Here is a 26,119-nt window from a genome sequence, read left to right as displayed (position 1 = left end):
CCCTAACTTCCCTGGCCTGCCCTGAGCGCTTTCCGTCGCCGCTTGGCCTCGTACATCCGCGCGTCGGCCAGTTCAGGCAGGGACACACGCTCGTCCACTTCCGCACTCCGAGCCACGCCTACACTCGCCCCTATCCGGCCAAGACAACCCTGCTGCGCGATCGGCACGGCCACATCCAAGACCTCGTCCACGTCATCTGCCGTCCACGCCTCAGGCAGCAGCAACACGAACTCGTCACCACCAAGGCGGTACACCTCGCCCTGCCCCTGCAATTCCGCTTTTAAGGCCCCCGCGAACAGCTGCAGCACCTTGTCCCCCTGTGCGTGCCCTTCCGTATCGTTGAGTGCCTTAAAGCCGTCCAGATCCATCAAGGCCAGCGTGAAGGCACTTCCCAACACCTGATGCTGTTCCAGGTCCTCATCGAATGCCCGCCGGTTCAATGCTCCAGTTAAGGCATCCTGACGGGCAGTGTGTATCGCGGCCTCTACGCCTGCCCTCGCGTGAAAAGCTGCTCGGACACTTCGCCCCGCCGCTTCCAACAGGGTCCGGTCACTTCCACGCCAGGGGAGTTCCCGCTCCTGACCCACACGTAGGGTGAGCAGCAGGAATGTCTTTCCCTGCCACTGTCCCAGGGGTACCCAAGCTGCCGCCTGAAGTCCCGCTTCGATGACCGCGGGGAGGGCTTCGGAATGCTCCCGGTAAGTGTCCAGGTAGTACGGCTCAGTTAAGCCCTCCATCCTATGTGTAACGCTGGTATGGCTGGCGTTGAGATGCGCCGCGAGATCGAACAACACGGGATGAAGCGCTGACTCCCCGTAGACCCGTTGGGTGTGGGGCCGACCATCCTCGAAGATGACGAGCCCGGTCCAGTCCGCATGGATCGCTTGCCCGATGAGCCCTGCTGCCTGACGGGCCGCGTCTTCGGGTGAAAGGGGAAGGTCCATCAGTTCATGCACGGCTTCTAGGGTGTGTGCATGGGCCAGGCTGCGCTGAAGGTCCAGGCTGTGTTCGGCCTGAGCGCTCACCTGCTGTTGCAACCGCTGCACGTGGTTTCGCAACTCCAGTTCACTCATCGCCGTGGCTGCGAGGTCTTGGAGCGCCTTCAAGTCCTCGTCACCCAGCGTTCGGGCCTCGGTATCCAAAACGCAGAGGGTGCCGATGCGCTGCCCGGCTGGCGTTTTGAGGGGGGCACCGGCGTACATCCGTACATGCGGTTCGTGGACGACGCCAGGGTGGTGAGCGAAGCGGACATCCTGGGTCAGGTCCGGAACGACCAGGGGGGTGTCTTGCAGGATGGTCCAGGCGCAGAAGGTGGCATTGCGGGGGACTTCAGGGGCGTCGTAGCCCACCATGGATTTACTCCAGTGGCGGTCGACGTCAACAAAATTGATGGCAGTCAGGGGAACGTGGAGGAGTCGGGCCGCGAGGCGGGTAACGCGGTCAAAGACTTCTTCACGGCCGGTGTCGAGGATGTGGTAGTGCGCGAGATCCAGCAGACGTTCGGCTTCATCAGGCGGGACCGGCGCAGGGAGCATAAGGCAGTGTAGAAAATTTCACTTACACTTCTCGTACTGGATGACGCTGCTTCGGCCGGTGACGGGGAGGGGGCTTTTTTGCGGTGTGGGGTTGGAAGCGTTGTACCAGGCAGCGGTCAAGAAGAACTGAGCACCATATCGGGTTGTTGGGGCGCTGGGTACAGTAAGCGGCCCATCCCTCGGAGGCTCCTGTGCCTTGCCCAGGCCTCCTGGGCGAAACGGTACGGGAGTCGCTTCGCCACCGACCAGGTCCGCGCTTCCTCTGGAGTGAACAGGATCACCCGGGGGTCCTCCTGCACATACACCAACGTACCGGTCTGCCCCTGATTCCACCTCGTCCAGAGGGTCTCGCACCCCGTCAGCACCACTGTTTGAGGTCCAACCGAAGTATTCAAGCAGGTGATCGCCGGTACAGGTGCTTCTGGCTTTGGCGTCTTGACCTGACCGTGAAGGGTGGACACGAGCGCAGATGTGTCGGCCCACTGAAAGCCTTTGGTCCTGCGCTGGGCCATCTCCAGAGACCCGTCCAGATCAGGGGCGGTCGCGTACAGTGTCACAGGTCCATCGTTCGTCTTGACCTGATGGACCCGTTGCCGTCCAGCGTAGGGCCGCCTCGTCCCCTCATCGATCCATCCGAAGGGGTGGCAGAGGTCGCCGCGGTCACACCGAATGGCCCATTCCGGCTGGGTAAAGAGGTCCGGATGGAAGACCACCGGATAGGGGAAGCTCTTGAGATCCCACGTTGCAAGTCGAGCGTACGCTTCCATTACGTATGGGCGCATTCGGAGCAGGACTTTGCTCAGGTCCTGCTGCTTAACTTCTTCGGGTCGAAAGCCCAACCAGGGCTGGTCAGCTTGATAGATGACAGTGTTCTCCAGTCCCAACTGCTGACGGCGCGTCACCCGGTTCCGTCCGTCAATCAAGCTGGAGATGTGGGAGGACGCCGCTGCTGCGGCAGTCAGGGCAACCACGTGGAGATCTTCAGGAGCGGTTTGGGGTGCAGGGCGAGGGGCCTGACCCCGGAGGAGGGGCGTGGTGGGCACCACCGTGAAGGCGTCCCACTGCGCGTCCAGGGCAGCCAGGGAGGCGTACATCAGGGCAAGGGTGGCATTGTGGCCCGCGTAGATGGGCGTGGGAGAACCTTCGGGCTGCACGACAGCACTGAACTGCCAGTCGCTCCTCACCTCTTCTCCCAGTGGCGTGAGGAAAGACGCCTAAGGCAAAGCAGTGGTGGAGGAAAAGGCAAACATCTTCATCCTATCTTAAGGCAAAAGCGTGAGAGACCCCCTTCTTTTGCTGTTCTGGTAGACCGTGCTGGAGCTGGAGAGGTATGACGTCGGGAACGCCGAGTACGGGCGGTCAAGTTCGCCTTGCCCTGCTTGGATATAGAAAGCCCCCTCCCCACCACTGACAGAAGTCAGCGCAGGGAGGGGGCTTTTGGCGTTTGGGTATCCTGGCTGCATGCGTTACGCCGACCTAACGCCTGGGGAGATTGCCGACCACCTGCACGACGCCTACACGAGGGATCGTCGCCTGGGGATCGTGCCAGACAGCACTCCTGAACGTCAGGCCCTCGCGGATGACCTCGGCTGCCACGAGGAAGCCAGGGCCGAAGCGTGGGAAGCCTGGCAGCACCGTGCTGGAGCTGGAGGGGCACGACGTGGGTGACGCCGAGTACTGGCTGGATGTTGAGTTCGTCCAACCCTGCCCAGAGTGAGCCCTTGGACAACTTGCGCCAAACGTTTCCCCCTCCCTGCGCTGGCTTCGGCTGGTGGCGGGGAGGGGCTTTTTGCTGTTTGGTCATAGAGGGCTTCGGCAATTGCCTTTCGCTCACGACGTAATGCCCAGGCTAAAATGTGCCAATGGCTATGCGCGTGACCCCAGAAGAGCTCCATGCACTTGGCGAACGACTCATTTACGAGGCGTCAATCCCTGCCCACACTGTGGTGACCTGTTCACTCGGCAAAGCAGACCAAGAACCAGAGGGCGTGCAGGATACTCTATTCTTCGTGGCCGAGCAGGCGAGAATGGGCGAATATCCCGCTAAAGTCGCCATCGCCGTTACGAAAATCACCGTAGAGGAGCAAGGAACAAGAGCAGCCCACACGGCTCTACAGCATCTGCTGTCCCGAGCTGAACTTGGCCCGCTCTTTGAGTGCCCGCCGGGGGTACAGCCGCCCGTCATGCTGCTCATGCATCACGATGATGTGTACCTGGGTGTTGAAAATCATGTTGGCTTACGCCCCTATCATCCGCCCCGGGTCATACCCGAGCTTTCCCCAGCCGAAATGGTGGCCCAGTCTCTGGAGGACCTAGCGGCTAGGCTGCGATCCGGCGAACTGCAGCCCTGGTCGATCTCCACGCTGGGTGATTTGAAGCAAGGCATCCGGGTGCTTGAGCAGGACTTGCAGGGCACTCCTGGAGAAACGCAGCCCTCGCATCTCTCCGCCATGGTTGTCACGTTTGTAGATCCTTTTGCAGAGGGTGGCGTGAGCGAACCTGCGTTGCCGTCTCGTCAACGTGCGATTCGTCCGCAGCTACCCGAAGTCTTTCTGGAGCCTGAAGGCCAATCTGGGGAGTTCCTTGAAGTCGATGCAGAGGCTATGGCTCAGGGCATCCTGGATGAAATGTCAGGTCGTCTCCGACGTCGGCAGACGACCGTCTGGCGGGGCATGGTGCACGGGGGTACCGTGATGGACGTGGCGAAGGCCGCTATTTGGCTGGAACGTGAATACCATGACCTCCCAGGACTGAAGGGCCTTTTCCTCCCCTACCTGGAGGAACCGGATTATCTCTATCAGGGAGGACTCCTGGATCTGGAGACCAACTGAGCCGGTCTGAAATAGAGAACGCCCCCTCGTCGCAGGGGGCCGTTTGCCGTCGCTTCCGGTCGCCTTGAGGGTCGCCAGACCCGCACCATGACCTCAGCCTACCACTCGTCTCCGATTCAAGCCGCTATCAATAACTCCTTGTCGTTCAGTCAGCCTGAAGCCTTGAACCGTCTATCAGCTCAAGCGCCGAATAGGCCAGGAGCGGCGCTAAGCGAATTTGATGGCAAGAGTGATCAGTAGGAAGAACGCCAGGAGAATGCCAAAATTTGTTGCCATTCTCGTCCTTCCCGTGCGCCAAGCCACGAGTCCAAGCAGAACGACATAACCAAGCCAGTAGAGCAGGGTGTAATCGGAAGTCCACCACGCTGGCAAGGCGTGAAGAGCACCTAAGATGGCCAGCAAACCTCCACCTACTCCCAAGAAATCGACCCAGTCGGACGAGTTCCGTCGAAGCCTCTGCTCGTTCATAGACCAAGCATACTGCTGGGCTGTTCCACGACTGGCACCTGACCGAGTACAACAGCCTTTTTGCCTAAGGGTATTTGGAGCTGAGAAGTCCGGGATGCAAGACCTGCTTGAAGAGTTGTTAAATCACTGGTATCGAGGCTGCCCCCGATTCGTGCGGAGGATTACGACGCGCCGAGGCGCGGCGGGTCAAACCAACCGCGCTCTTCGTCGGTCGGCACTTCAAACCAGGTTGCCCAGGTGCGGAGGCTCAACTCATCGATGCGCTGCCACGACGCCGAGACACGCTTGTTGCGTTCGAATACCCGCCGAACCAGCTCGTCAATGGGCACGTCCAGCACATGCAATTCAACGGCAATCCCAAGTTCACGGGCACGTATCCGGGTCTGGTCCCGGTGTTGTTTCTGCCAGAAGCCGTGCTCGAGTACCACCGTCGCTCCGCCTGCGGCGACCTGTTCGGCAATATCCAGGGCCAGCATGTTCACCCGATGGCGCACCTCGTCGGTCACCTCGTCCAGCGCCAGCCGCAACACCCACTCATCAGGGCTGAATCGCACCGCACCGTCAGCTTCCAGTCGTCGCGCCATCGTTGTTTTCCCAGATCCCGGTAGGCCACACAGGATGATGATGCGCCCCCCGGTTGCCGTCGGTCGCTCGTCGCACGTGCTTGGTTCATCATTCACACTTGCAGCGTACTGAGCGAAGCCAGCCTGTGGGATGGGCAGAATGGCGTGTTGTCAAAGTAGAACTGTGCCCAGAATTCGGCATCCAGTGATCGTTGGTACGCCAGTTTCAGGCCCGCCGTGAGGTGGGCTTTTTGGGGCAAGTCCAAAGTGAATCTCAGGATGGGATTGGTCAGTACGCAAGAAAAGCGCCCTCGCGGGCGCTGACATGCAGGCGTCGAGAGCTGGCTCGGTCCTCAAAGAGGGTGGCACAGACCCCTACGGCGCCCGTATTCACGCTTGCACGGGGACCAGCTTCACGACGCCACCTTGTGCGCAGCGCTGGCCAGGAGGCGCGCCACCAGCTCCCGGATTTCGGTGTTCCGCTCCTCATTGCGTTGCCAGTACTCACGCAGGTTCTTCCATTCGCCGTACGGGACCTCGCGGTTCAACAGGTAGTCAAGGGTGCTGGTCAGGTCACACGCCGCCTTGAACGTTCCCTCCCAGTTCCCTGCCACCTCGGCTTCGCGCACGCGCGCCTCATGTCCCTCCTCCTAGAAGTGCCCTCGTGAAGACCATCCTCGAAGCCCTGGACCTCGAACTTGTCGCGGTTCCCCAAAGACTCCTGGCGAGTGTCACTGCTCTTGTACTTGGACGGCGAGACAATCTAACTTTTGCTGGACGCATGCCTATAGTCAGCACATGAAGTCATTACGCCCTCAGACGAGTTGGGGAGCCCTAAGAGACCTGCTGATCCGGGGGGTTTTCTGGGGGACTGGGGCAAGTCTCCTGGGTGGACTTCTCGGGCTGTTTGTCCATGCGTCGGGGCTGGCTGGTGTGCTCTCAGGACTCAATGTTGCGGGAACTGTTTTGGCTGTTGTCGCCGGTTCGATGATTTTCGGTGCCGTCCAGACGAATCAGGTGAACACCATGAACCAGGGTCGCTTAGGCAGGGGTTCCGGCCCCATGACGTTGCCCTTAGCTCCTGCCATCGTTGCAGGTACAGCAAGCGGAACCTGTTTTCTCTTTCTGTGGCTAGGACAATTTCTCAAGTGAGATTAAGCTCATAAGTGCGCCGTGATTGTCACTGCTCAATGACTTCTCGAGCACGTCCTCGACGAGCACGAACATCTCGGGGAGCGGGGGCAGCCCCAACACCTTCCGGTACTCGACCAGCTGGTTCGGGTGGCGGATCACGCCGCCACCTCCCCAGCTACGAGGCTCCACTGCCCGTAGGCGTAGTCACGGACCAGGGCGGCGTCCGCAGCGGTCAGGGCAGCCAAGCTGGTCACCTCGACGCCCAGCACCTCCGAAACAATCATGCCGAGCGAGACCTTCGAATGGTATGCGTGAAGCGCAAGATCTCGGGTGGCTTTCGTTCTGCTGCGGGAGGGAAGAACTTCTGCCGCATCCGGAGTCATCTCTCGACGCTTCAGAAGCAAGGCCTCCCCGCCTACAGGGGGTTGGTTAGTATTTTCCGGGTGACTATTCAGCAGCCCCTACACGCCCGGTTGGGATGCGATAACGTGAAACCATCTCAGACGTGACCTGCCCGAATTGCGAACGACTCCAAGCGCGCATCCGCGAGTTGGAAGCGCAGGTCGCACGGACCAGCGAGACGTCCCATCAGCCGCCCAGCCAGGACCAGGCTTGGAAGAAGAAGCCCAAGAGCGAACGCCTTTCTGGCGTTCGCTCCTCTGGTGGTCAGGTGGGACACCCTGGCACCACCTTGAAGATGAGCACCTCGCCCGACGAGGTGGTTGTGCTCCCCGTGACGGGAAGCTGTACGTGTGGACAGCATTGGGACGAGGTCGAAGTGCACGACCTCCTGGCTCGGCAGGTCTTGGACCTGCCGGAAGTCCAGTTGCACGTGACCGAGTACCAGGCCGAAGTGAAGGTGTGCCCGCGCTGTCACCACCGACAACAGGCGGCGTTCCCACCGGACGTGCGCGGTCAGGTGCAGTACGGCCCTCGCTTCCAAGGCCTGGCGGTGTACCTGAATGTCGCCCAGTTCCTGCCCTTCAAGCGGGTGGGCGATGTGCTTGAGACGCTGTGCGGTCAGCGTCCCAGTGAAGGGACACTCGCGCTGCACCTCAACCTCGCCACAGAGCGACTGGCTGGGTTTGAGGCCGGCCTGAAAGAAGCCTTGCTCGAAGAACCTGTCCTCCATGTGGACGAGACGGGCAGCAAGGTGAAGGGCAAGCTCGCCTGGGTGCATGTCATCAGCAGCAAGCAACTCACTCTGTATGGGCACGACCCGCACCGCGGGTCGGCTGCTATCCAAGCCATGGGGGTCCTGCCCCAGTACCGCGGGCTGTTGATGCATGATGCCTGGCTCACGTACTTCCAACTCTCTGCCCGACACGCGCTGTGTAACGCCCACCTGCTTCGGGAGTTGCGTTTCCTCCACGAACAGTTGCACCAAGACTGGGCAGGAGAACTGCGGGCCGCAATGCAAGGCGTCTACCATCAACACAAGTCAGGCACCCTAACTCCACCGGAGAAAGCCGCGTTCCTGGTTCGCTTTAATGCCCTCGTGGAAGCGGGGTTAGTTTTCAACCCCGCAGCAGAGCCGGTACCGAAGCAGCGGGGACGAGTGAAGCAGTCCACTGGACGCAACCTCGCCCTTCGATGTCAGAAGCACCGGGACAAGATGTTGCGCTTCCTCCACGAGGACGATGTCCCGTTCGACAATAATCAAGCTGAGCGAGACATTCGGATGGTGTGTGTGAAGCGCAAGATCTCGGGTGGCTTTCGTTCTGCTGCGGGAGGGAAGAACTTCTGTCGCATCCGCAGTTATCTCTCTACACTTCAGAAGCAAGAACTCTCAATTTACAAGGGTTTGATAGGCATTTTCCAGAATAACATCATTCTTCCTCGACTTCGGTTCTCATGCTGATCTATTACAAGGTATGAAACCACGTCTATGTAGGTATTTCTCCTCAGTGAAAATAGGAGATGCGGACCTCATAATTGAGGAGCTTGTTTTCACGGGCAATGAAGAATACTGGATATTTCTGCGATGGCTTAATTCAACAGATATGAGCTCAGATTCCTCTTCGCTAAATCATCTTATAAGTATTTTTGAACGCGGAGAAGTAAGGGTCTTTTCCAACAACTCCGGCGAAAGTGTCAGGAGAGTAGGAGAGGACTACCTATTCAGAACGAGCGAATTTGATGAACAAGGAGAATTACTAATGTCTGAAAGCACTGTTCTAGAATTTCTCCACAATGCACTCGCCTTGATAGTGAGGTACGAGCGCAATGAGGGGACCATCTTGGAGTTAGAGGCCGTACCCGACACAGATAGCTTGTATGGCTATACCAAATACGAATTTATTCCACACTGATGTTAAACTTAGCCATTTTCGCTTGATTTCCAGTCTTCCGTCTGATCAAGGATTTAATATGAATGGCATATTCAAGAGCGAAGTAGTTCAAATTATTGATACTCTCAGAAGAGTTAAATGGTCATACAGATTTTCTAATCTAGATGATCAGATGTCTGCCGCAGGCGGTATAGCTAGCGTTCCAATAATAGCTTTTAGGCTTTATGATGATGACGTTGAATTTCTAAGGAAACTCCGTTGGGTTGTTCGAAATTTTCAAGGGTATACAAGGTGGACATTGGAGGAAAACCTCACCAAGCCTAGTATTCCAATTATTACGATAATTGATTATGTATTATTCATAGAAAAGAGAGGGTCCAACATCTTAGACATAAAAGAGCAAGCACTATTTAGCAAACACAATCAAGAACTTATAATAAACTCTTATAATGACATATCTTATCTGACAAGGCTGATATCTAAAGAAGCTGGATAGCTGCTTAATAAAAGCTTTTGACTCGTGCTGAGTAGTTACTTTTCCGGAACGACGTCCTTCTTCCTCACCTCTCGTTCTCGCGCTGAAATGCTACTTATGAATGAGTCACATCGCACCTTACTACTGGGTACAGTAAATCTATTATCCGTTATCCTATTACTTAACTTTATTGTTTTGGTATTGTATATATCTTATTTCGGATTTATGATGGATATTGATCCCAATCTAAGTATTAGTATCATGCTGGCTTCGTTCCTATTCCAAATCTTATTCCTAATTATAAATATGATTATAAGAAGCAAATCTTGGACTGTTTTTAACTTCGTGATTCTAACGTCATACATTATATTTTGGACGTACGTCGTCTTGAATTCAGCGAGAATGTGAGTAAATGAAAAAGAGACGATCTCGAGGATTATCTCTCATCGTATGTGGCCGTAAGCAAATATTGTTTACGGTATCCTTTTACCCGAACTCAACGATCTTGCAATATTGCCCATGCGACAGGACAGAATATTAAGATTGGACATGCAATTATTAACAGCCAAAACCAGTAGCGCCTCGGTATGATGTAAGTAGCAATAACGCCAAAGAATATAAGAAGAGCGATTAGTAGTAAGGAAAAAATAAAATAGCCGGGCATTTCTCCTCAGTTATCATTACAAGGTCGTAAATACTGTGTTGGGCAACTCTTGCGCTGAATAGTTGCCGTTGCTCATTCTAAAGACTACTCAATCAGTTTATTTTTGTCGGTGCAGGCATATTGACTCTTCTATGACATCATAGCACAGCGTATTCTTATCAACGGCAAAAAGAACAAACCTGTCTTTGACTTGCCAAGTGCCTAAGCTTAGCTCTATGTCTAGATTAATCGTAGACTGTTTTCCATAATCATCTTTGTAGCAGTCGGCGCAGAAAACCCAATTTGCCTTTTGAGAATGACTCCTTTCTTCTCCTTGAAGAGCATAATCTACTGTTCCATCAACATTGAAAGTGATAGTTTCACTCATAGGCCTATCGAAGCTATCGTATTTACTTGAGCTAGATACAAACCCGCTAATGAAGGTACCAGGAACATCAGACTGTTTCATTGGCCCGCTAGCCTTGGTACATGAATACATACCTACGGTAAGGACTGTTATCAAGCAACACATTAGTCTTGTCACGCGCTTTTCTCTCTTCGGCGTCCACGGCTTGTCCTGGCTTGGAGATTGATTCGAGGTTGGGCTGTTCACCCCCAGACGCGCTCTGATTTCCAGTAGCTTAGCGAGCATTTTAGCCACCTAAGTTTCAAATTTGTTGCAGTTCGGGCAGGCGTCGTCGGAGATGCCCCTACTCTACTTGCTCTCCCAAGTTCAGGCCCCCCGCTAAGCAGCCCCGTGCCGAAAAGAGATCACGGACGCTCAATGGCAACGCCCTGCGCCGCTCCTGCCGCCGATGACAGGCCGGTAGAACCGCGTCCTGCTGAGCAGAAGTGGCAAGTGAAGGAGAGCAGGATGTTCACCAGTCCGCGACGGCTTTCTTTGCCCGGTTCACCCCCACTCGAACGTAGCCTCGCGTGGTGTCGACGCTGGCATGTCCCAACACCTCCGCGACAGCCGTGAAGTCGCCAAGGGTGTCATACAGACGTGAACCCATGAACTTGCGTATGGCGTGAAAGCCCCGGAAGTCGTTGCTGCCGTCCTCACGCTGGAATAAGGGCTTGACATGGTAGGCCGCCCCTCGCCAGGTCCGGTATGGGAAGAGCTGGTCACCCACGTGCCGCTTGGATCTCGGCAAGGCCTGGAAGCGGATGAGGGCTGCAGCGAGACGCGGTGAGACCGGTACTTCGCGCGATTTGCGCCCCTTGCCGGACCGGACCACCAACCGGGCATCATCCTCGTCCAGGTGGACGTCACGCCATCCGAGGGACAACGCCTCATCGATCCGCAACCCCGTGTGGGCCAGGAGGAGCAGCAGCGCCCACACTTCCAGGTGGCGCGCCGCACGTTTCGGATCACGGCCCACCTGGTCGCGCGCTTTCTCCAGGACGTCCTCCATCCGTCGCCTCGGGTACGGTGCATTCTTCTCCAGCGGGTGCCGGCGGTCTTTGGGCACGCGAAGTCCTTCGAAGGGAACGGCCTTTGTCGCGTCGACCTCGCGCAGGGCGGCGTAGAGGGTACGCCCCGCGGCGGCGCGGGCCTGGACAGTGGCGATGCTTTTGCCAGAAGCGAGCAGGGTGTTGACATACCCCTGCACGTCCTCGCGTTCCGGGGACAGGACATTCCAGGCGTGCTCAGCCATGAAGGCAACCAGCTGCCTGGTGCCTGTGCGGTAACTCAGCTGGGTATGTGGACTGACGAGCAGCCCAGCTTGAGCGTGCTGGGTGAGGTACCACTCGACGATCTCCCACAACACTTCTGCATCTTTTTCGGCGCAGGCCTTCACGGCCCGGCGTCGCCGCTCGTCACGGTGGAGGTTGGACCAGCTGCTGGTCCGGTGGTGGAGGTCTGCGTTGTACTGCGCGAGCGTCATGGCCTGTCCTCCATCTTGCTGTGATTTTATCAATAAGGGCACTTATTGGTAAACCTCCCCAAGGCTTGACCATCCCCCAGAAACTCGCCAGATCGTGACCTCTCCCGAGGTTGACAGGAAGCGGGGCACCTTTCCCGAACCTTCTTTTGTCCCACAGCAGAAGGAGAATGGTCTTCTTTGCCATGGCCGAAAACAAGGTAGGCAAAACGCCGTCCCAGACGCGGCAAAAATCACTTGCTCACAGGAAGGCCAGGAAGGGGCCTCCAGCAGGTTCTGAGGGGTAAAGGAGGGGGATGTGGTGAAGCGGTCAATGGGAGGCATGCGACGTAATGGGTGCGGGGAATGACACGCTTGCAGATGTGGAGTCAGGAGGCACGCTCAGGGTGGGGTTCGAATTCACGGCCCCAGCCCAGGTGAGGGCGCGGTACAGGGCGCGAACACCGTAGAGGGCAAGTCCGGACGCTGCCCAGCGCCGGCTGTCCAGGTGGTGCACTTTGGCAAGCGCCGGCTTTGCGGGCGCTGATGTTCTGCAGCAACAAGAGCCGCCTTCCCGAACTCCAGGTGCAGCTCGCCAAGACCACCCCCTCCCGGATTCCCAGAGAGTTGTTCACCCGCCTCACTGACGCTGAGATTCAGCAGGCCGTGGACGCCGCGCGGCAGGACATGCCGCTGGATACCAAGGGGCGTGGCTTCGAAGTGCTCACGCAGCTGGGCCTCGACCGCCTGATCGGTGAGACGCTGACCCTGGAAATGATCACGGGACAGGCGCCGGTCAGCAGCACCCAGTCCCCGAATCAACCGACGGCTCAAATTGTGGAACCGCCCCCGCCAGTCTCCATCGAGGTGGATAGCCGGTGGGCGCACAAGCACCACGGGGACCGCGTCGTCACGGTCGTCGCGTTCGACGGTCCGGAGGTCGAACTGCACACCGGTGAGAAGCTCGCGTCGTTCCTGCTGATGAAGGATTACCGGCGGGTCCACTGATGCAGGACCGCCCTCCCCTTCATGGATCCGTTTTCGCGTCCAGCACGGCACACTGAGGGCGAGATGGCGGACGCGAACAACATTCAGTGGATCAAGGCGGGGTCTGTGGCCGCCTGGGTGACCTCACCGGACGATCCAGACCCCACGCCGGCCGCGCGCCCATTGACGCTCTGGACAGTTCCAGAGGGAAATCTGAGAATGGCGTTGCACGAGGACATCCTGTACGTTTCCCCGATGGATTCGGGAGCGGAGATCATGGACGCGGACCGCCGTGCAGCGCGTGCTTTTGGGTATTACGGCCCTCTCCCAGTTCAGGCGCCGACCTGAACCCCAACCCCGCCCAGGCCCGCTGGAGCGGGCCTGGCAGGAGCACATCACATGGGCAAGAAACGCGACATCCCCACCTACAAGGACACCCACCCCGCAGACCTCGCCAGCGCCAGGCAGCTGGAGGCTGAAGGCCTCAAACCTGCACAAGACCAGCTCCCCGCCGCCCTCTTCAAATACAAGGGCAAGAACCTGGAAGGCACCTGTGCCCTCTACGAGCGCTCCGAGTGCGTCCCAGTCGAGCAGAAGTCCGAGGCCTCGTGATCCCAGCTCTTCCGCACTCCGCCACTCTCACCTTCACGGGCTGGGCCATTCCGTACGAGCACGGCGTGCGTGTGAACGGTGTCCGCGTCCGTACCAACTGGAAGCCCGGGCACCCAGAGCGCGTGACCGTCACCAGCTACCCGCGCACCAACCCAGACGGTACGCTCGCCGCCCTAATGACCCGGAAAGGGGCCTTCCGGTCAGCAAGAACCCCGAACGGCAGCCGCTTCACGGTGACCGGCAGGCTCATCAAGCTCGACCGGGGCGAAGGGTTCATCCGTGTGGAGGTCTGCCCGGCTGTGGCGAACACGGCGCCGTTCGTGGTGGCGATGCAGGCGAGCAGCGAGGTTCTGAGACTGGACGCCAGTGCCTTGTAGGTGCAGGTGACCGGGCGACTCCTGAAGGTTGGGAAGGGCATCCTGCTGGCCGAGCATGTCGCCGTGGTGCACGCGCCTGTGCCCGAGAAGTGGCAGGAGTGGAAGCCGAAGCGCTGGACGCTCTCAAAACCGGCGAAGAAGCCTCTCTCCCAGGAGGAATCCCTGGAGCGGGTGACGATCTGATGTCCAGGCTCCCGACGTTTGACAAGGTCTTTTGAGCACAAGGTTATATCTCAAAAAACAGGACGAGCGGCCTTAGAGAAGCCTCCATACGTATACGTATCGAGAATTTCTGTGGCAGGCGTCTCGGGCGCAGCGATGGGCCACCCCAGCAAAGTCAGGACAGTCGTCGCTTGTTCCTGACATTCACCAATATTTGCTTGAAGATCAAGCTCCGTAAGGCCTTCAAGTCTATTTTGCAAATCAGCGATCAACGTTATGACTTTGTCTATACGGTCTCTGGGTGAAAGACTAAGGAGCGTAAACTCTGGATCATGTTCCCACAACTCTGGCAAAAAAGTGACTTCTCGCAAGTATAACAGCATCAACTCCATCGGATCATCACACTCGATGAGATAGCCATTATCCAGTGTGGTGCGGCCGTCAAAAGTGTATGGGAGGTAATTCCTTCGCTCGGACGCTGTTAACGCAAGAAACTGAAGAGAAATTTTGAGATAGGGCGTGTTCCACTGGGACTTCGAAAAGTCAGGAAGATCGGGAAAGGTCATATTCCTAAAGCCTCTTATGTTCGCTGTAATTCGCCCTATTCTACCTGCTCAGCCAAATCCAGGCTCCCCGTGGGTCGTTACCTTGACGGTCAGGACTTTCTGACCATGCGTGTCGTACCTCTTCGGGACGGTGTGGTGGAACACCACCTCCAGCCTCTCGGTTAAAGCCGAGCGTTTCCCCCCGCCCGCACCGGCCACCCGCGCCGAGGCGGGCTTCTTCTTGGAGGTCCCGGCATGCCCCACCTGCCTGTACACCGCAAGGTTCCCGCTCACCTCGCCACGAAGACGCGCCTGAAAGAAGCCGGGCTGGTTCCCACCGGTGACCCAGTGGCGATCTTCCGGTACCAGGCGGGTGGGAGTGGCGCAGCGCCAACCTGTAGCTCGAGACGCCAAGCAAGCCGAGGCCGAGCGCAAGCCACAGCCAGGAACCACTGCTTTGAGGCCCTGACCATGCCCTCCAGCATCCGCGCCGTCCTGACCTGCACGCGCGGCCACCAGGCTGAGCCGCAGTTCTGGACCTCGGGGTTTCCCCGCCCTCGCCCACCGACCAGCGTTGCCCTGGACCTCATCGCGTCCGCCCTCGGGTGGGTGGGCGAGGCTTGCCCACATTGCCGGAAAGGAGCTTTCCCCGTGTCTGACCCGCCCCCGTCCTACGAGCAGTTCACCACCTGGATCGCCGATATGGACCGCACCAAGGAGTACGGCGTGGGTCAGATGACCACCGCCTCTGGCGTGGAAAAGCACCATGCCCGTGAGTGCATCCGTCAGGCGGTGCGTGACGGCCTCCTCCGCAAATTCCAGGACCCTGGGTATTTCCCCGCCTACGCGCACGCGGCCTACCGCGCCGATGACGAGATCGGCACCCGCCTGCTCGAAGTCCTGCAGGCGCAACCAAAGACGGAATTCAACCGCCTCGCCCTTGCGGAACGCACGCCGGAACTGGGCCTGAACGCCTTTCAGCTCCGGATCTCCCTGGTGGACCTCGCGGCGGCCGGGAAGCTGTACGCGTACATCTACCTGGACGGCAACGACCCGAACGATCCCGAGCCGCCAGACGGACAGGACGAGTGGTTCAGCGCCACGCTCCCACGCCAGGGCGGACCCCCCTGGAGGTCACATGAGCCAGTACGTTCGTGCCCAGCACGGCCCCTCCGTGGAGCGGCCCTTCACCGTGATGGAAGGGCTGGTCGCCATCGTCGGCAATGAACTCAACTTCCCCCTGCCTCCCGGAGCAACCTGGCCGGGACTGGCAGCCCTTCCCGGGAGGATGGCCGAGCGCGTGCAGCTGGTAGGCACGTACATCGTGCCGGGGACGCGCATCACGCCGCATGTCACGCCCCGGGATCTGGAGAGTGGGGTCGCGTACGTGCACGGCCTGCTGCTCCTGCTGTCGCAGGGCCTTGAGCGCCTGGCCGTGCTCGAGCGTACGGTCCACCCCAGGTCCCTCAATCAGACAGTGGCGGGAGCGATGGTCGGGACCGTCCGCGAGCGGCTCGCGAAGTGGTTGTCGGACCGGTACGCCCTCTCCCGGAAGTCGACATGAGGGCCGCGCTCCTCGCCCTGCTGCTGCTCTCCTCCACCGCGAGTGCCCTTCAAGGCCTCGCGGTGACCTTTTATCGGCCCCGCGCCAGCGCACTGGGCGCATGCGAGACGAGGCTTCCAGGCCACTTCGCTGTCCGTTGGGAGCTCAAGCGGTCTCTCCCGTGTGGCACGCGCGTGCAGGTCATCCTGCGCGACCGCAAGGGTGGGAAGAAGATCTTCGTCGCCACAGTCTCGGACCTGCTCGGCCCCGCCGCCCGTCACGCAACCGACATCAAGGTCAATCACTCTGCCCTCCTCTACGGCTGCACGACGGCCACGCTGCGGGTGCTCTCGAAACCGAGGTCCTGATGAAAAAGACCCGGCTGGCGCCGCTGTACGTTTCCAGGAAGCAGCCGTGCTGCCGCTGCTGATCGTCTCTGGCCTGCTCTTCGCCTTCCTGGTGGTTGCTCAGGCGCGGGGGGGAACACGCTCGGGGAGGGAGACCCAGTGGGACGATCCAGTGCTGCCCGGATACGAACAGGTGCATGTCCGTGCCTGGTTTGGGGTAGACGACGTGGACTTCCCTCCTCCCTGCCGGTTGTGCGGCATGCGCGGTGGCCACTGGTCTGGTTGCCTCAGTAAGGCCTGCTTGATTCCCTCCCATTCGCCACCAATCCGCAATACCACCGGCCCCTGCCCCACGCGGGGGCTAGGAGGCCCTTTCCCGAGGTCCGTATGCCCGTAGATCCTCGCATCGCTGAGATCCTCCGTCAGCGCGCCGAGCAGGGCGTCACCATCACCAAGACCGAGACGCCCACCCTGCGTCCTCAGTCGGCGCCCACACCCACCGTCAAGCCCGAGAGCACTGCCTCCGCTCTACCTCCCCTCCAAATGCCGTCTCTGAATCCTCCGCCATCTGTCGAGACGCCCATGGACGACGGCGAGCTCTCGGCACTGCTGGACGGCGTGCTGCCTCACATCGACGCCCTGGTCCGGAAGGCGATCAACGATGTGCGTGCGGACGGGCGGCTGAGCATGGCTGAAGCCTTGGCGCTCGCTCCCGAGGTGCGCAACATCATCTCGTTGGTCATCGGCCAGATGCTCCCGCAGATCAAGGGCACGTCTGCCCGCGAGCTGGTGATCCTGGTGCTGGCCGTGCTGCTGCGCCAGTACATCAGCCCGTACCTGCCCGCCCTCGTACGGCCTTACCTCACGGCTCAGACGCTGCGTGTGCTGGTACGCGGCCTGGAAGCGGCGTACATCAGCTGGATCAAGCCCCGGTTGCAGAACTGAGGCACGGACGATTCGCACCAAGCTTTGCCCTTTTTCGGTGGTGGTTCAGTCAACTGGACGAAAGAGGCAGGGGTTCTACCGCGTAACCGACTAGAAAACGCAGTGACAAAAGAGTTTGCTTTCCCAGATTAAGCTGGTATTAAGATGAGGTTCCTACTTACTTTTCTTCGCCTGGATAGCTCTTCTCTGCTCTTTTCAACGTCTGCACAGCAGGATTAATGAGTAAGATGAGCAACATACTCTTGATCCATGATCAGCCCACCGAGGTCCTCCACTTATGCCTCATGTTCGAGGCACTTGACTTTCCAGCCGTCTTAAACGTCGTTGCGACCCCAATGGAAGCCCTAAACCTCCTGAAGCACGACGGCTGTGGGTGGAAGTCCCCTCAACCTGACCTGGTATTGGTCCACCTCGGCTTATCCAAAGGAGTGGGTGAAGGACTGTTGGACCTGCTCCTACAGAACTTCCCCCACCTCCTGATCGGCGCGGTCATACCGTATGGAATGAGCATGCAGAACACCCGAGGACAGCTGCATCTTTCTGCCCCAGTCACTCAGAAGGATCTACAGGGCTTCCTTACGGTGTTGCAAGGGCAGCAACAGTTGGGTGCCTAAAAAACTGGCTTGATGTGTTAGATTGTGCAGTGAGCTACACTCACCTGTAGCCCAGAGTGAGGTGCATCGGCACTTCGCTCTACTTTTTTGGCTCTCTTTGCTGATATCACGGAAGAGCGGGGAGCCGTTGTGTTTCGGCATTTCGGGAAGTCCGGTGACAATGCGTTCAGTCCAAAAGATTAACTTGGAATGAAGATGCTGTCCTTCTCTCCTTCCGACACACTGCCTCTCGTGTCGTTCCTCATGCCAGGCGGGGAACCGACCTTACGCAACTGGCAGTTCAGCGGCGTCTTCGGGGCCAGCTTCAGCCCAAACGCTCTGCCTACCCTCCGGGGCGGTCATCATGCCACCCTCGCGCTCATGTACGCTTCCCTCGATGCCCTTGAAGGCCACTGGGACCGTTACCGCGTCGAACCCACAGCCTCCCTGCTCCCTGGTCAGGCACTGCAGTCCCGCAAGAAGCCTCTGCCAGAAGATCTGCACGTTGCTGCCCTGATCGCTGATTTCCACCGGGTCCGCCCCGCAGCGATTTCCCCTTTGATTGACGGTCGCCACCGTGTCGCGCATCGTCACCGCCTCGGCCTGAGCCGCACCGTTGTGTATCAGGCGGATCAGCCCTGGTTGAAGTTCACCTCAGACCAAATAACGCGAACGGGGGAAGGGTTTGATCTGACGGTCATGATGGCCTGCATGCGTCCGCACGTGGAAGAGGCATATGAACGGTTGGCCACGTGGAACCTCACAGGCTTTCCTTACCCTACGGTTTTTCTCCCAGGCCTCATGGACGGAGCGGAGTGGGCCATTCGTAGCGACCGCGGACACCTATGCGATCTGTTCGGTTGGATTGAGGAGGACACGCAGGTAAGTTCGCCAGGGGGGCAGCGGGTACATCAGGTACGCACGGCAGATGGCCCAGTGACGCTCTACGCGACGGCTCCCAAACTCGATGGGGCGCTGGCGTACGCAGCGCGTGAGCGTCAGGGGTTTCAACTGGCGGATACAGCAGCGCTCACCTTGACTTTGCAGGAGCAGGACAAGACACCGAAACCGGAGGATGCTGTGCCTGCGATCACCCACCTGCACACGTCGGCAGGCTGGCAGACGGTGGTGTTGACGGGCTGTGAGACCATCCGGACGCGATTGGCGCAGGGGAAGAGGGAGACGCTGGTGTATGTGCAGGCGGATCCAAGGCCAATCACGTTCACGCCGGAGGAAGCGCGGGTGTGGTCGAGTGTGCGGCGGTTGCCTCACCGGTTTGTCCAGACGGCGTGGATAAGGCACCGGAAGTTGCGGAGCATGGGACGCCTGCTGTATCCCACGCCGAAGCAAACTTGGACTTAGGCGGCCTCCCCACCATCTCGCCCCTTCCCCTTCCTGCGCTGACTTCGACCAGTTGTGGGAGGGGACATTCGAAAATCGTTAAAGTTATGCGGATGGCACTGTACCCTATTGATCCCGGCTGAAGTTGCGGACGTTAGAATGGGTGAATGACGGACCGTTGGCTGCCCTCGCGCCTGACGCGAGCTCAACTTGAAGAACGTCGACTGCACTTCCTCAAGCTGCTCGAAACTGGGCAATACAGCAGCAAGGAACTCGCGGAGCTTCTGGGTGTCTCCATGAGTACTCTGCGCACCTGGAGGCACCTCCTGCGGCACCAGGGTCCAGGTGCACTGCAGGCCACCATCACCACGGGGAGAGTGCCAGCACTCTCCGGAGAGCAGCGAGAGACCCTGAAGCGACTGCTCAACGAAGGCGCACAGGTGCATGGCTTCCCCGACGCGAGCTGGACGACCCCGCGCGTCCGGGAGGTCATCGGTCGTCACTTCGACATCTGGCATCATCGCGACCACGTGCGGAGAATCCTGCACCAGTTGGGCTTCTCCCGCCAGAAGCCCGATCAACGCGCGCTGGAACAGAATCCCGAAGCGGTGGCCACCTGGATTCAGACCGTCCTGCCCGAGATCAAAAAAAGTAACGGCGGGAGCGACCCTGGTCTTCCTGGATGAGGTGGGGTTCAGCCTGAAAGGCACGGTGAAGCACACCTGGGCGCTGCGCGGCCACACGCCCGTGGTGTATGGCAAAGCCAGCTGGGACAAGGTGTCGACTATCGGTGCACTCACCACTGCCGGCCAGTTCCTGCAACACACGCAACACGGCGCGTTCAAGAGTCCGGACGTGATTCGCTTCCTGCAGCACGTGTTGACGCATGTCCCAGGAGAGGTCGTGGTCGTCCTCGACAACGCCGGCATCCACAAATCGAAGGCCGTCACGGCCTTCGCAACAGGTGAAGCACGGCTGTCTCTGCAATATCTCCCGCCGTACGCTCCGGAACTCAATCCCATTGAACTGGTGTGGGCCTACATCAAGCGGAACGTCCTGGGGAACTTCTGTGCACAGACATTGAAGGAATTGAAGGCGCGCCTCAAGGTCGGATGGGCGCGCGTCCGGTATGTCCGACTCCCCGCTCGCCTCCTCCACAGCTACCTTCCGTCCTAAACTTCAGCCGAGATCAATAAGGGAAGACTTCGGATCATTGACCATCTGATTGTCGTCATGCCGGATGAACCCGTTCGCCTGAGAGACTGGCTGACCCTCTTGCCCGAGGATGTGAACCACAACAGTGCAAGGGGTGAAGCCCGGTACCTGGTCACGGATGGCTTGACGACCCTGAGCACGAGTATGTTAAGGGCGTACCAGATCACGGAGCAGGGCAAGCAACGAGGGGCTGAGGTGCGCGCTTTACTGGGGGAAGAGGAGCTTTTATAGCTTGTCGTGTGCCTTCACCCCCACTCCTGTGCTTCGGCATGGACGGTGGGGGCTTTTTTGTTGTGGAGGCGAGAATCCAGCAGCACGCTCCCTCCCCCTCACGTAGCCTGAGGCCATGCCTGCCCGACACGCCCTGACCGCCCTCCTGCCCCTTCTGCTGGCCTCCGCCACGGCCCAGGTGTCCATCCCCGTCGCCAATGCCCACACGCCGGCCACCCTCGTGAACGCCCTGGCCGTCAAGCGGAACTGGACCGTAGAGCAGAGTGAGTTCTGCAAGGCTCGCGCTGCCGCGAATGCTGCCATTGCCTACCCGAAGAAGGCGAACTCGAAGTTCAAGTTCATCACCACCTACGCTTTCCGAGCATCGAGCGATGCCAAGGGGGAGCGCTCGCTCCTCGACTTTTACGGCACGGACTTTCAAACACCGTTCCCCTGGCAGGACGGGCAGTGGCTCAGCCGGCAGTACAGCTACGACGCACTACCGTAGTATGCGTTTGTGCTGGAGATGCAGGACCGACCAAAGGACCCAAGCCGTTCGGGCACAGTGGCAAGCGCGTGTATGACGGTGTTCGGCATCCGCTGACCTCAAACTCTTGCCCCCTCCCTGCCCTGGCTTCAGCCGGTGGCGGGGAGGGGGCATTTGAAAATCGTTAAAGTTGTGCGGATGTTGACGCGCCCCAAGGAAAGAATTCGGATCATTGACTATGGCCTGGCCCTCGGGCGGGGGCACCAGCACCACGGTTCCGCGCAAGGGCTGATAGCCGTCGGGTAGACCGATCAGACGTGAGGCGGGCAGATTGACCGGGCAGCCGTGCGCGACGGTGTGCCGCTAGTCAATGGCAAGAGTGCCGACGCGCCGGTGGTGCTGATCTTCGCCGTGGCGTTTGACCAGTACGCCGTGTCACTGCTGTCCATCTGGGGCGACCGTTCGCACCAGCGTTCAAGGCGTGCGATGTTGCTGGACTGGAGACGCTGTACCGGGCGGTGGTGAAGAAGCGGTAGGTATCAGACAACTTCTGCTCTTCGCCTACCACAAATGGTGGCGGAATGTCGCTCACATCTGCTTGATGGCAGAGTCCCCGAGATCTATAGTCCTTCTATGAAAAAATTCATACGTAGGGCCGTTGCTCTTGCATTCGTTGCCACAACCATGACTGCTGTTTCTGGAATGGCCTATGCTAATGATTGTGGTAGTAGCCCAATCTCTATATTCTGCAACGCTGGCGGGGGTCAGCCAGGTGGCTCGGGTTGCCCCAAAGGCGCCATCTGTCACCAACAGTAACGAACAACCCTTTAGAGTAGCTCCTTGACCTGTCGTGTTTAGGAGCTACTTTGTTAATTATCACCCCTTATTCCAAAATATTACTGGTCGTCATAGAACCTTGGTATTTGTTGCTATATCTACAGGAGATAGGATATTTCTCAAATCCTCTTCAAATATAAGCTTGTATTGTATTATCATCTGTCGATGGGGAAAATTATCTGTAGGTTTCTTGCTCTGGCTTTTGTTGTCGTGAGCTTGGGTGCTTCTGCAACGCCTTGGCCTTTCCCTGGGTGTGATGATGGCTTTTGCTCTATCCCGCCATCTTCAGGTGGTGGCTGTCCTAAGGGAGCTGTTTGCCATCAGCAGTAATAATGTGTTCCTAAGGGTAATTCCTTGATATACCTCGGCGTAGAGGAGATCTCCCTGCTACGCAAAGATATTGCCAGGAATTCCTTATTCCATTGTCTCATATGGGGGATTGGATATGAATACCATTAGAAGGGTTGCGGTTATGTTGGTCGCCTTCTGTTTCATTGGTTGGACATCCATTTCGTACGCCGGTAGTTGCGGTTTAAACAATTACGCCTGTGATTGTGGGAATATGTGTGGGGGCGGAGGGGGCAGTGGCGGCGGCAGTTGGGGCCCAGGGGGTGGGGGCTGCTCCCCTGGTGCTCTTTGCCAGCAGCAGTAAAGAAGTACTTCTCTTGCTACATCCTCTGAGAATCAGGATGTCTGTTTTTGGCCCCACCTTGCACCACGGCGCATGGGGCCTTTTTCATTTACCCTCTGCCCATGCGCCCTGCCGACCTGACTGCTGTCGAGATCGCTGACCAGCTGCACGCCGCGTATCAGGAGGACCGGCGTCTGGCCCCTGCTGGACCGGACAAGCACGAGCGCCTGGCCCTCGCGGACGACCTGGGCTGCCACGAGGAAGCCTGGCAGCACCGTGCTGGAGCTAGAAGAGGAGGGGTTTTGCTAAACGGGCTTGGGAGCGAGCTGGGCCTGGCGCCAGTACGCCAGGAAGGCGTCAATCTGCGCGATGAACCCATCAAAATCCGTTGCCTTCACAAAGTACGAACTGGCATGTAGGGTGTACGCCATGTCCACGTCACCCTTGTTGCTGGACGTGGAGAGCATCACCACCGGGAGCGTCACCAACTGCAGGTCGCGTTTGAGCTCCCGGAGAACGTCGAAACCATTCATCACGGGCATGTTGATATCCAGCAGGATCACCTCCGCCTGAACCGTTCCGCGCCGTAAGGCATGCAGCGCTTCTCGGCCATTGGTGTAGCAGGTCAGCGTGCACTCCGGGCAGAGTTCCCCGAACGCTTCCTGGGCCAGGTGGTGATCGGCGACGTTGTCATCAATCAGCAGGAAATGTTGCGGGAGAGTCACTCGACAAGATTAAGGCTTTATTAGAAGTATATTTATCCCCTAAGTTGCGTTTTAATTCAATGCGCTTTTTGTGTTTCGACAGGAGCGCTGAGGGCTTTTCTCGTTGAGGGCATGAACGCGCCCCTAACTTCCCTGCCCTACCCTTAACGCTTTCCGTCGGCGCCTGGCCTCATATATCCGCGCCCTGGCCAGTTCAGTCAGCGACCCAGGCTCGTCTACTTCCGCACCTACACTCGCCCCAATCTGGCCAAGACAGCCCTGCTCCACGATCAGCACGGCCACATCCACCACCTCGTCCACGTCACCTGACGTCCACGCCCCAGGCAGCGGCAACACGAACTCGTCACCCCCAAGGCGGTACACCTCCCCCTGCCCCCGCAATTCCGCTTTTAAGACACCGTGAAACCCGTTCCCGCCCCCTGGGACTGCTCCAGGTCCTCGTCGAACGCCCGTCGGTTGAACACCCCTGTCAACGCATCCTGACGTCCGGTCTGTGCAGCAGCCTCCACTCCAGCCTCTGCAAGGAAGGCCGCCCGCACGCTTCACCCCGTCGCTTCCAGCAGGGTACGGTCACTGCCTCGCCAGGGAATTTCCCGCTCCTGATCCACGCGCAGGGTGAGCAGCAGGAAGGTCTTTCTCCGCCAGTGTTTCAAGCCTCAAGGCGGTGCACTACTACGGGCTTGATGGTCTTACGGGCGCTTGGAATACTTGGCCGAGTTTCGGCACACTCAATCCTGGCCTCGACCTGATCATGCAAAACGGCCGAGTGTACATGGTGAACTGAGGACAGACGTTCTTTCAACACGATCTGGAGGTGCGCCAGGGCGCCCTGTTGGCACTTTGTGGAATTCAGGGAAAAGCCCTGTGGCACTTTGTGGAGCTCGGCGGAAAGCCGTGTGGCACTTTGTGGGACTCGCCTGTGGCACTTTGTGGAGCTCGGCGGAAAGCCGTGTGGCACTTTGTGGGACTCGCCTGTGGCACTTTGTGGAATAAGCCCTCTGTAGGGCGCTCCATTCCTGTGGCACTTTGTGGAGTTCTGAGCGGGTGACGGGGTTCCCCCTGTGGCACTTTGTGGAGCTCGGCGGAAAGCCGTGTGGCACTTTGTGGGACTCGCCTGTGGCACTTTGTGGAGTTCTGAGCGGGTGACGGGGTTCCTCCCTGTGGCACTTTGTGGAGCTCGGCGGAAAGCCGTGTGGCACTTTGTGGGACTCGCCTGTGGCACTTTGTGGAGTTTGGTCTATGGAATCCCTTCTAGACAGTGTTTTCAGATGGTCTATGATGTTGATCATTCATTATTTTTATTTCTTTTAAAAACATGATCTTCAATCAGGAGGCCGAAGAGTTCCAGCCGGATGTGTAAACTTTAGGTATGGCAGGCAAGGACCAGAGCTTGAGCGTACGTCACGATGAGCGCAATCTCGCTCGACTCAATCTGGTCCTCGCTCCCAACCGTACGGAGTTGTACGAGTGGTCGAAGGACATCCAGCTCGACTCGCTTGGTCTGATCCGAGTCACCTGTACTGCGCCCCGCAACAGCCAGGTCCCCCACGGTCTCGACAACGATATTCTCCTGGGGTTGGTGAGCGCTGCTGTGGTCCAGGGCCTTCCCGCAGACGATACAGTGCGCCTTTCTATTCGTGAATTGCTGCGCCTCAGCGGTATCGACGCGAGTGCACGGGCCTATAAGAATCTCAAAGAATCGCTCTACCGCCTGCAGCACACCGCTTATAACATCGTGGACAGCTGGTATGACGGGAAGCAGCACAGGTGGCGTACCCTGTCGTTTAGCTTGATCGTCAAGCATTGGAGCGAAGACAATTCTATCGACATTGAGCAAGTCGGGCAGTGGCGAGCCCAGACGCTCATCGCCATCAAGTTGGATGACGGCCTTATGGCCAATATTCGTGCTGGGCACATCCGGCCTCTGGATCTGGAACTTCTCTCAAAGCTGACTCAGCCCTTGACGCGGACCCTCTTCCGCACGCTGTCCTTTCAGCGCGAAACGGGAGATTCCGGAAAGCAGCCGGTGATGGCTTACTCCGTGCCACTTTCCATTTGGGCCACCCATCTGGGCCTTTACGGCATGCGTAACGACACCATTTTGAGGGCCCTGGCTCCAGCCCACGAGGAATTGAAGGAGGCCGGGTTTCTCTCCGACGTGACCTATCAAGGAAGAGGAAAAGACCGGTACGTCCACTACACCTTCCGTTCCCGCGAGACGCTGTCCGCCAATCCACAAGCGGTAGCTCTTCTGGTTCAGTATGGGATCAGTGGTGGACGGGCCTTGGGACTGGCCCAAACCTATAGGCTGGAGGCAGTTCGAATGGCGGTGAGCCGCTTCGACGCCCTGCTCCAATCCGAGTACCGACACCGCATCCGCAACCGCCCGGGTATTCTCACGGACATTCTCGAAAACCCAGAAAAGTACGACACGATTCTGGCCACTCAACCAGAAGGCCAGGCAACAAAGCCTCATCAGGAGCGGCCCCATTCGGAAGCCCCAGTTGAGCAACCTTCAAAGCGGCAGGAGAGTGCAGTCCACATCATCTTGCTGGGTCAATTTGATAATTCGCCGAAACGGCGTGAACTGCGGGACCGGGCTGCACGACTGTATATCGAGGGGCACCTGCAGGTCTTTGACCTGACTCAACTTCTTCACAAGGGTACCCAGGAGGCTGAAGAGCTCATCAACAATTGGGAGCAACTGATCAGAGGCCAGAGTGAGTAAGGGAGCAGTCCGGGTACACCGAGGGT

General features: G+C 58.5%; 33 protein-coding genes and 1 pseudogene. 20 read left to right on the top strand and 14 right to left on the bottom strand.

What is annotated here, in order from left to right:
* Window positions 1-2: 2 nt before the first annotated feature.
* Window positions 3-1,535, bottom strand: coding sequence for a sensor domain-containing diguanylate cyclase (locus B9A95_RS11610; RefSeq protein WP_084047436.1), 1,533 nt, complete (start codon window positions 1,533-1,535; stop codon window positions 3-5).
* A 116-nt stretch (window positions 1,536-1,651) separates the two neighbouring features.
* Window positions 1,652-2,719, bottom strand: a complete 1,068-nt coding sequence (locus B9A95_RS11605) for a hypothetical protein (RefSeq protein WP_084047435.1) — start codon at window positions 2,717-2,719, stop codon at window positions 1,652-1,654.
* A gap of 277 nt (window positions 2,720-2,996) precedes the next feature.
* On the opposite strand from B9A95_RS11605, the gene B9A95_RS11600 reads away from it, so the two are divergent.
* Together B9A95_RS11600 and B9A95_RS11595 are read left to right on the top strand one after the other, a co-directional pair.
* The gene (locus B9A95_RS11600) at window positions 2,997-3,203 is read left to right on the top strand and encodes a hypothetical protein (RefSeq protein ID WP_245808262.1); all 207 of its coding nucleotides are present in this window, start codon (window positions 2,997-2,999) and stop codon (window positions 3,201-3,203) included.
* A 200-nt stretch (window positions 3,204-3,403) separates the two neighbouring features.
* Complete coding sequence (locus B9A95_RS11595; RefSeq protein ID WP_139806716.1) at window positions 3,404-4,366, top strand: hypothetical protein; 963 nt, start codon at window positions 3,404-3,406, stop codon at window positions 4,364-4,366.
* A gap of 207 nt (window positions 4,367-4,573) precedes the next feature.
* Here the strand turns inward: B9A95_RS11595 and B9A95_RS11590 are convergent, their stop codons facing one another.
* The 5 genes from B9A95_RS11590 to B9A95_RS36230 form a co-directional block, all read right to left on the bottom strand.
* Entirely contained in the window at window positions 4,574-4,834 is a 261-nt protein-coding gene (locus tag B9A95_RS11590; protein WP_139806715.1) for a hypothetical protein, read from the bottom strand.
* Window positions 4,835-4,995: 161 nt separating this feature from the next.
* Window positions 4,996-5,514: a P-loop nucleotide/nucleoside kinase family protein gene (locus tag B9A95_RS11585; protein WP_139806714.1), complete on the bottom strand. Its 519-nt coding sequence runs from the start codon at window positions 5,512-5,514 to the stop codon at window positions 4,996-4,998.
* 296 nt (window positions 5,515-5,810) lie between these two features.
* A complete protein-coding gene (locus B9A95_RS11580) occupies window positions 5,811-6,026 on the bottom strand; it encodes a hypothetical protein (RefSeq protein ID WP_084047431.1) in 216 nt (71 codons plus the stop codon).
* A gap of 502 nt (window positions 6,027-6,528) precedes the next feature.
* Window positions 6,529-6,690, bottom strand: coding sequence for a hypothetical protein (locus B9A95_RS34590; RefSeq protein ID WP_212648328.1), 162 nt, complete (start codon window positions 6,688-6,690; stop codon window positions 6,529-6,531).
* On the bottom strand, window positions 6,687-6,815 hold the full coding sequence (locus tag B9A95_RS36230) for a hypothetical protein (protein ID WP_281255868.1): 129 nt from the start codon (window positions 6,813-6,815) through the stop codon (window positions 6,687-6,689). Before B9A95_RS36230 ends, B9A95_RS34590 begins: the two co-directional genes overlap by 4 nt.
* Here B9A95_RS36230 and B9A95_RS32140 point away from each other — a divergent pair.
* The 4 genes and pseudogenes from B9A95_RS32140 to B9A95_RS32130 all read left to right on the top strand — a co-directional run.
* A pseudogene (locus tag B9A95_RS32140) lies at window positions 6,807-7,040 on the top strand (IS66 family transposase); the annotation flags it as partial. The gene B9A95_RS36230 and the pseudogene B9A95_RS32140 sit on opposite strands and share 9 nt — an antisense overlap.
* Complete coding sequence (gene tnpC / locus B9A95_RS11575; RefSeq protein ID WP_084047430.1) at window positions 7,037-8,392, top strand: IS66 family transposase; 1,356 nt, start codon at window positions 7,037-7,039, stop codon at window positions 8,390-8,392. The pseudogene B9A95_RS32140 and the gene tnpC, both read left to right, overlap by 4 nt.
* Window positions 8,393-8,405: 13 nt before the next feature.
* Complete coding sequence (locus tag B9A95_RS32135; protein ID WP_139806712.1) at window positions 8,406-8,843, top strand: hypothetical protein; 438 nt, start codon at window positions 8,406-8,408, stop codon at window positions 8,841-8,843.
* Window positions 8,844-8,901: 58 nt separating this feature from the next.
* A complete protein-coding gene (locus B9A95_RS32130) occupies window positions 8,902-9,318 on the top strand; it encodes a hypothetical protein (RefSeq protein ID WP_139806711.1) in 417 nt (138 codons plus the stop codon).
* Window positions 9,319-10,058: 740 nt separating this feature from the next.
* Here B9A95_RS32130 and B9A95_RS32125 read toward each other — a convergent pair.
* Window positions 10,059-10,328 carry a hypothetical protein gene (locus tag B9A95_RS32125; RefSeq protein ID WP_139806710.1) on the bottom strand — a complete coding sequence of 90 codons (270 nt, stop codon included), beginning with the start codon at window positions 10,326-10,328 and terminating at the stop codon, window positions 10,059-10,061.
* 490 nt (window positions 10,329-10,818) lie between these two features.
* The gene (locus B9A95_RS11570) at window positions 10,819-11,832 is read right to left on the bottom strand and encodes a tyrosine-type recombinase/integrase (protein WP_084047429.1); all 1,014 of its coding nucleotides are present in this window, start codon (window positions 11,830-11,832) and stop codon (window positions 10,819-10,821) included.
* Window positions 11,833-12,354: 522 nt separating this feature from the next.
* Between B9A95_RS11570 and B9A95_RS11565 the strand changes: the two genes are divergently transcribed.
* The 5 genes from B9A95_RS11565 to B9A95_RS33610 are packed head-to-tail and all read left to right on the top strand — an operon-like array spanning window position 12,355 to window position 13,967.
* A complete protein-coding gene (locus tag B9A95_RS11565; RefSeq protein ID WP_084047428.1) occupies window positions 12,355-12,816 on the top strand; it encodes a hypothetical protein in 462 nt (153 codons plus the stop codon).
* Between the two features lie 21 nt (window positions 12,817-12,837).
* Window positions 12,838-13,143, top strand: coding sequence for a hypothetical protein (locus tag B9A95_RS11560; RefSeq protein WP_139806709.1), 306 nt, complete (start codon window positions 12,838-12,840; stop codon window positions 13,141-13,143).
* Window positions 13,144-13,194: 51 nt separating this feature from the next.
* Window positions 13,195-13,407: a hypothetical protein gene (locus B9A95_RS11555; protein ID WP_084047426.1), complete on the top strand. Its 213-nt coding sequence runs from the start codon at window positions 13,195-13,197 to the stop codon at window positions 13,405-13,407.
* Entirely contained in the window at window positions 13,404-13,784 is a 381-nt protein-coding gene (locus B9A95_RS11550) for a hypothetical protein (RefSeq protein ID WP_084047425.1), read from the top strand. The genes B9A95_RS11555 and B9A95_RS11550 overlap by 4 nt, the downstream gene beginning before the upstream one ends.
* Window positions 13,785-13,790: 6 nt before the next feature.
* Complete coding sequence (locus B9A95_RS33610; protein WP_170928598.1) at window positions 13,791-13,967, top strand: hypothetical protein; 177 nt, start codon at window positions 13,791-13,793, stop codon at window positions 13,965-13,967.
* A gap of 50 nt (window positions 13,968-14,017) precedes the next feature.
* Here the strand turns inward: B9A95_RS33610 and B9A95_RS11540 are convergent, their stop codons facing one another.
* A complete protein-coding gene (locus tag B9A95_RS11540; protein WP_084047423.1) occupies window positions 14,018-14,512 on the bottom strand; it encodes a hypothetical protein in 495 nt (164 codons plus the stop codon).
* A 48-nt stretch (window positions 14,513-14,560) separates the two neighbouring features.
* Complete coding sequence (locus B9A95_RS11535; protein ID WP_084047422.1) at window positions 14,561-14,785, bottom strand: hypothetical protein; 225 nt, start codon at window positions 14,783-14,785, stop codon at window positions 14,561-14,563.
* Between the two features lie 357 nt (window positions 14,786-15,142).
* Between B9A95_RS11535 and B9A95_RS11530 the strand changes: the two genes are divergently transcribed.
* The 4 genes from B9A95_RS11530 to B9A95_RS11515 all read left to right on the top strand — a co-directional run bounded on the left by B9A95_RS11530 (window position 15,143) and on the right by B9A95_RS11515 (window position 17,326).
* On the top strand, window positions 15,143-15,718 hold the full coding sequence (locus tag B9A95_RS11530) for a hypothetical protein (RefSeq protein ID WP_139806708.1): 576 nt from the start codon (window positions 15,143-15,145) through the stop codon (window positions 15,716-15,718).
* Window positions 15,630-16,055 (top strand): hypothetical protein, encoded by a 426-nt coding sequence (locus tag B9A95_RS11525; protein WP_139806707.1) that lies wholly within the window; start codon window positions 15,630-15,632, stop codon window positions 16,053-16,055. Before B9A95_RS11530 ends, B9A95_RS11525 begins: the two co-directional genes overlap by 89 nt.
* On the top strand, window positions 16,052-16,402 hold the full coding sequence (locus B9A95_RS11520; RefSeq protein WP_084047419.1) for a hypothetical protein: 351 nt from the start codon (window positions 16,052-16,054) through the stop codon (window positions 16,400-16,402). The genes B9A95_RS11525 and B9A95_RS11520 overlap by 4 nt, the downstream gene beginning before the upstream one ends.
* Before the next feature lie 366 nt (window positions 16,403-16,768).
* A complete protein-coding gene (locus B9A95_RS11515; RefSeq protein WP_084047418.1) occupies window positions 16,769-17,326 on the top strand; it encodes a hypothetical protein in 558 nt (185 codons plus the stop codon).
* An 878-nt stretch (window positions 17,327-18,204) separates the two neighbouring features.
* Here the strand turns inward: B9A95_RS11515 and B9A95_RS34585 are convergent.
* Window positions 18,205-18,507 carry a hypothetical protein gene (locus B9A95_RS34585; RefSeq protein ID WP_084047416.1) on the bottom strand — a complete coding sequence of 101 codons (303 nt, stop codon included), beginning with the start codon at window positions 18,505-18,507 and terminating at the stop codon, window positions 18,205-18,207.
* Between the two features lie 348 nt (window positions 18,508-18,855).
* Here B9A95_RS34585 and B9A95_RS34580 point away from each other — a divergent pair, with 348 nt between their 5' ends.
* The 4 genes from B9A95_RS34580 to B9A95_RS33605 all read left to right on the top strand — a co-directional run bounded on the left by B9A95_RS34580 (window position 18,856) and on the right by B9A95_RS33605 (window position 21,697).
* On the top strand, window positions 18,856-19,281 hold the full coding sequence (locus B9A95_RS34580) for a hypothetical protein (RefSeq protein WP_212648312.1): 426 nt from the start codon (window positions 18,856-18,858) through the stop codon (window positions 19,279-19,281).
* A 146-nt stretch (window positions 19,282-19,427) separates the two neighbouring features.
* A protein-coding gene (locus B9A95_RS34575) for an IS630 family transposase (protein WP_212648311.1) occupies window positions 19,428-20,436 on the top strand; the annotation gives its coding sequence in 2 pieces (ribosomal slippage) (window positions 19,428-19,906 and window positions 19,905-20,436; 1,011 coding nt in all).
* Window positions 20,437-20,821: 385 nt separating this feature from the next.
* Window positions 20,822-21,193: a hypothetical protein gene (locus B9A95_RS11485; RefSeq protein WP_084047413.1), complete on the top strand. Its 372-nt coding sequence runs from the start codon at window positions 20,822-20,824 to the stop codon at window positions 21,191-21,193.
* Window positions 21,194-21,529: 336 nt separating this feature from the next.
* Window positions 21,530-21,697: a hypothetical protein gene (locus B9A95_RS33605; protein ID WP_170928597.1), complete on the top strand. Its 168-nt coding sequence runs from the start codon at window positions 21,530-21,532 to the stop codon at window positions 21,695-21,697.
* Window positions 21,698-22,945: 1,248 nt separating this feature from the next.
* On the opposite strand, the gene B9A95_RS11475 is transcribed toward B9A95_RS33605, so the two are convergent.
* Both B9A95_RS11475 and B9A95_RS11470 read right to left on the bottom strand, forming a co-directional pair.
* Window positions 22,946-23,365 carry a response regulator gene (locus B9A95_RS11475; RefSeq protein WP_084047411.1) on the bottom strand — a complete coding sequence of 140 codons (420 nt, stop codon included), beginning with the start codon at window positions 23,363-23,365 and terminating at the stop codon, window positions 22,946-22,948.
* A 123-nt stretch (window positions 23,366-23,488) separates the two neighbouring features.
* On the bottom strand, window positions 23,489-23,728 hold the full coding sequence (locus tag B9A95_RS11470; protein WP_139806705.1) for a hypothetical protein: 240 nt from the start codon (window positions 23,726-23,728) through the stop codon (window positions 23,489-23,491).
* Between the two features lie 1,006 nt (window positions 23,729-24,734).
* Between B9A95_RS11470 and B9A95_RS11465 the strand changes: the two genes are divergently transcribed.
* Window positions 24,735-26,093, top strand: a complete 1,359-nt coding sequence (locus tag B9A95_RS11465) for a replication initiator protein A (protein ID WP_084047409.1) — start codon at window positions 24,735-24,737, stop codon at window positions 26,091-26,093.
* The last annotated feature ends 26 nt before the right edge of the window (window positions 26,094-26,119 follow it).

Source organism: Deinococcus hopiensis KR-140 (assembly GCF_900176165.1).
Lineage (GTDB): Bacteria > Deinococcota > Deinococci > Deinococcales > Deinococcaceae > Deinococcus > Deinococcus hopiensis.
Note: the sequence above shows the minus strand (reverse complement) of the source record. Positions and strands in the feature narration are given on the sequence as shown.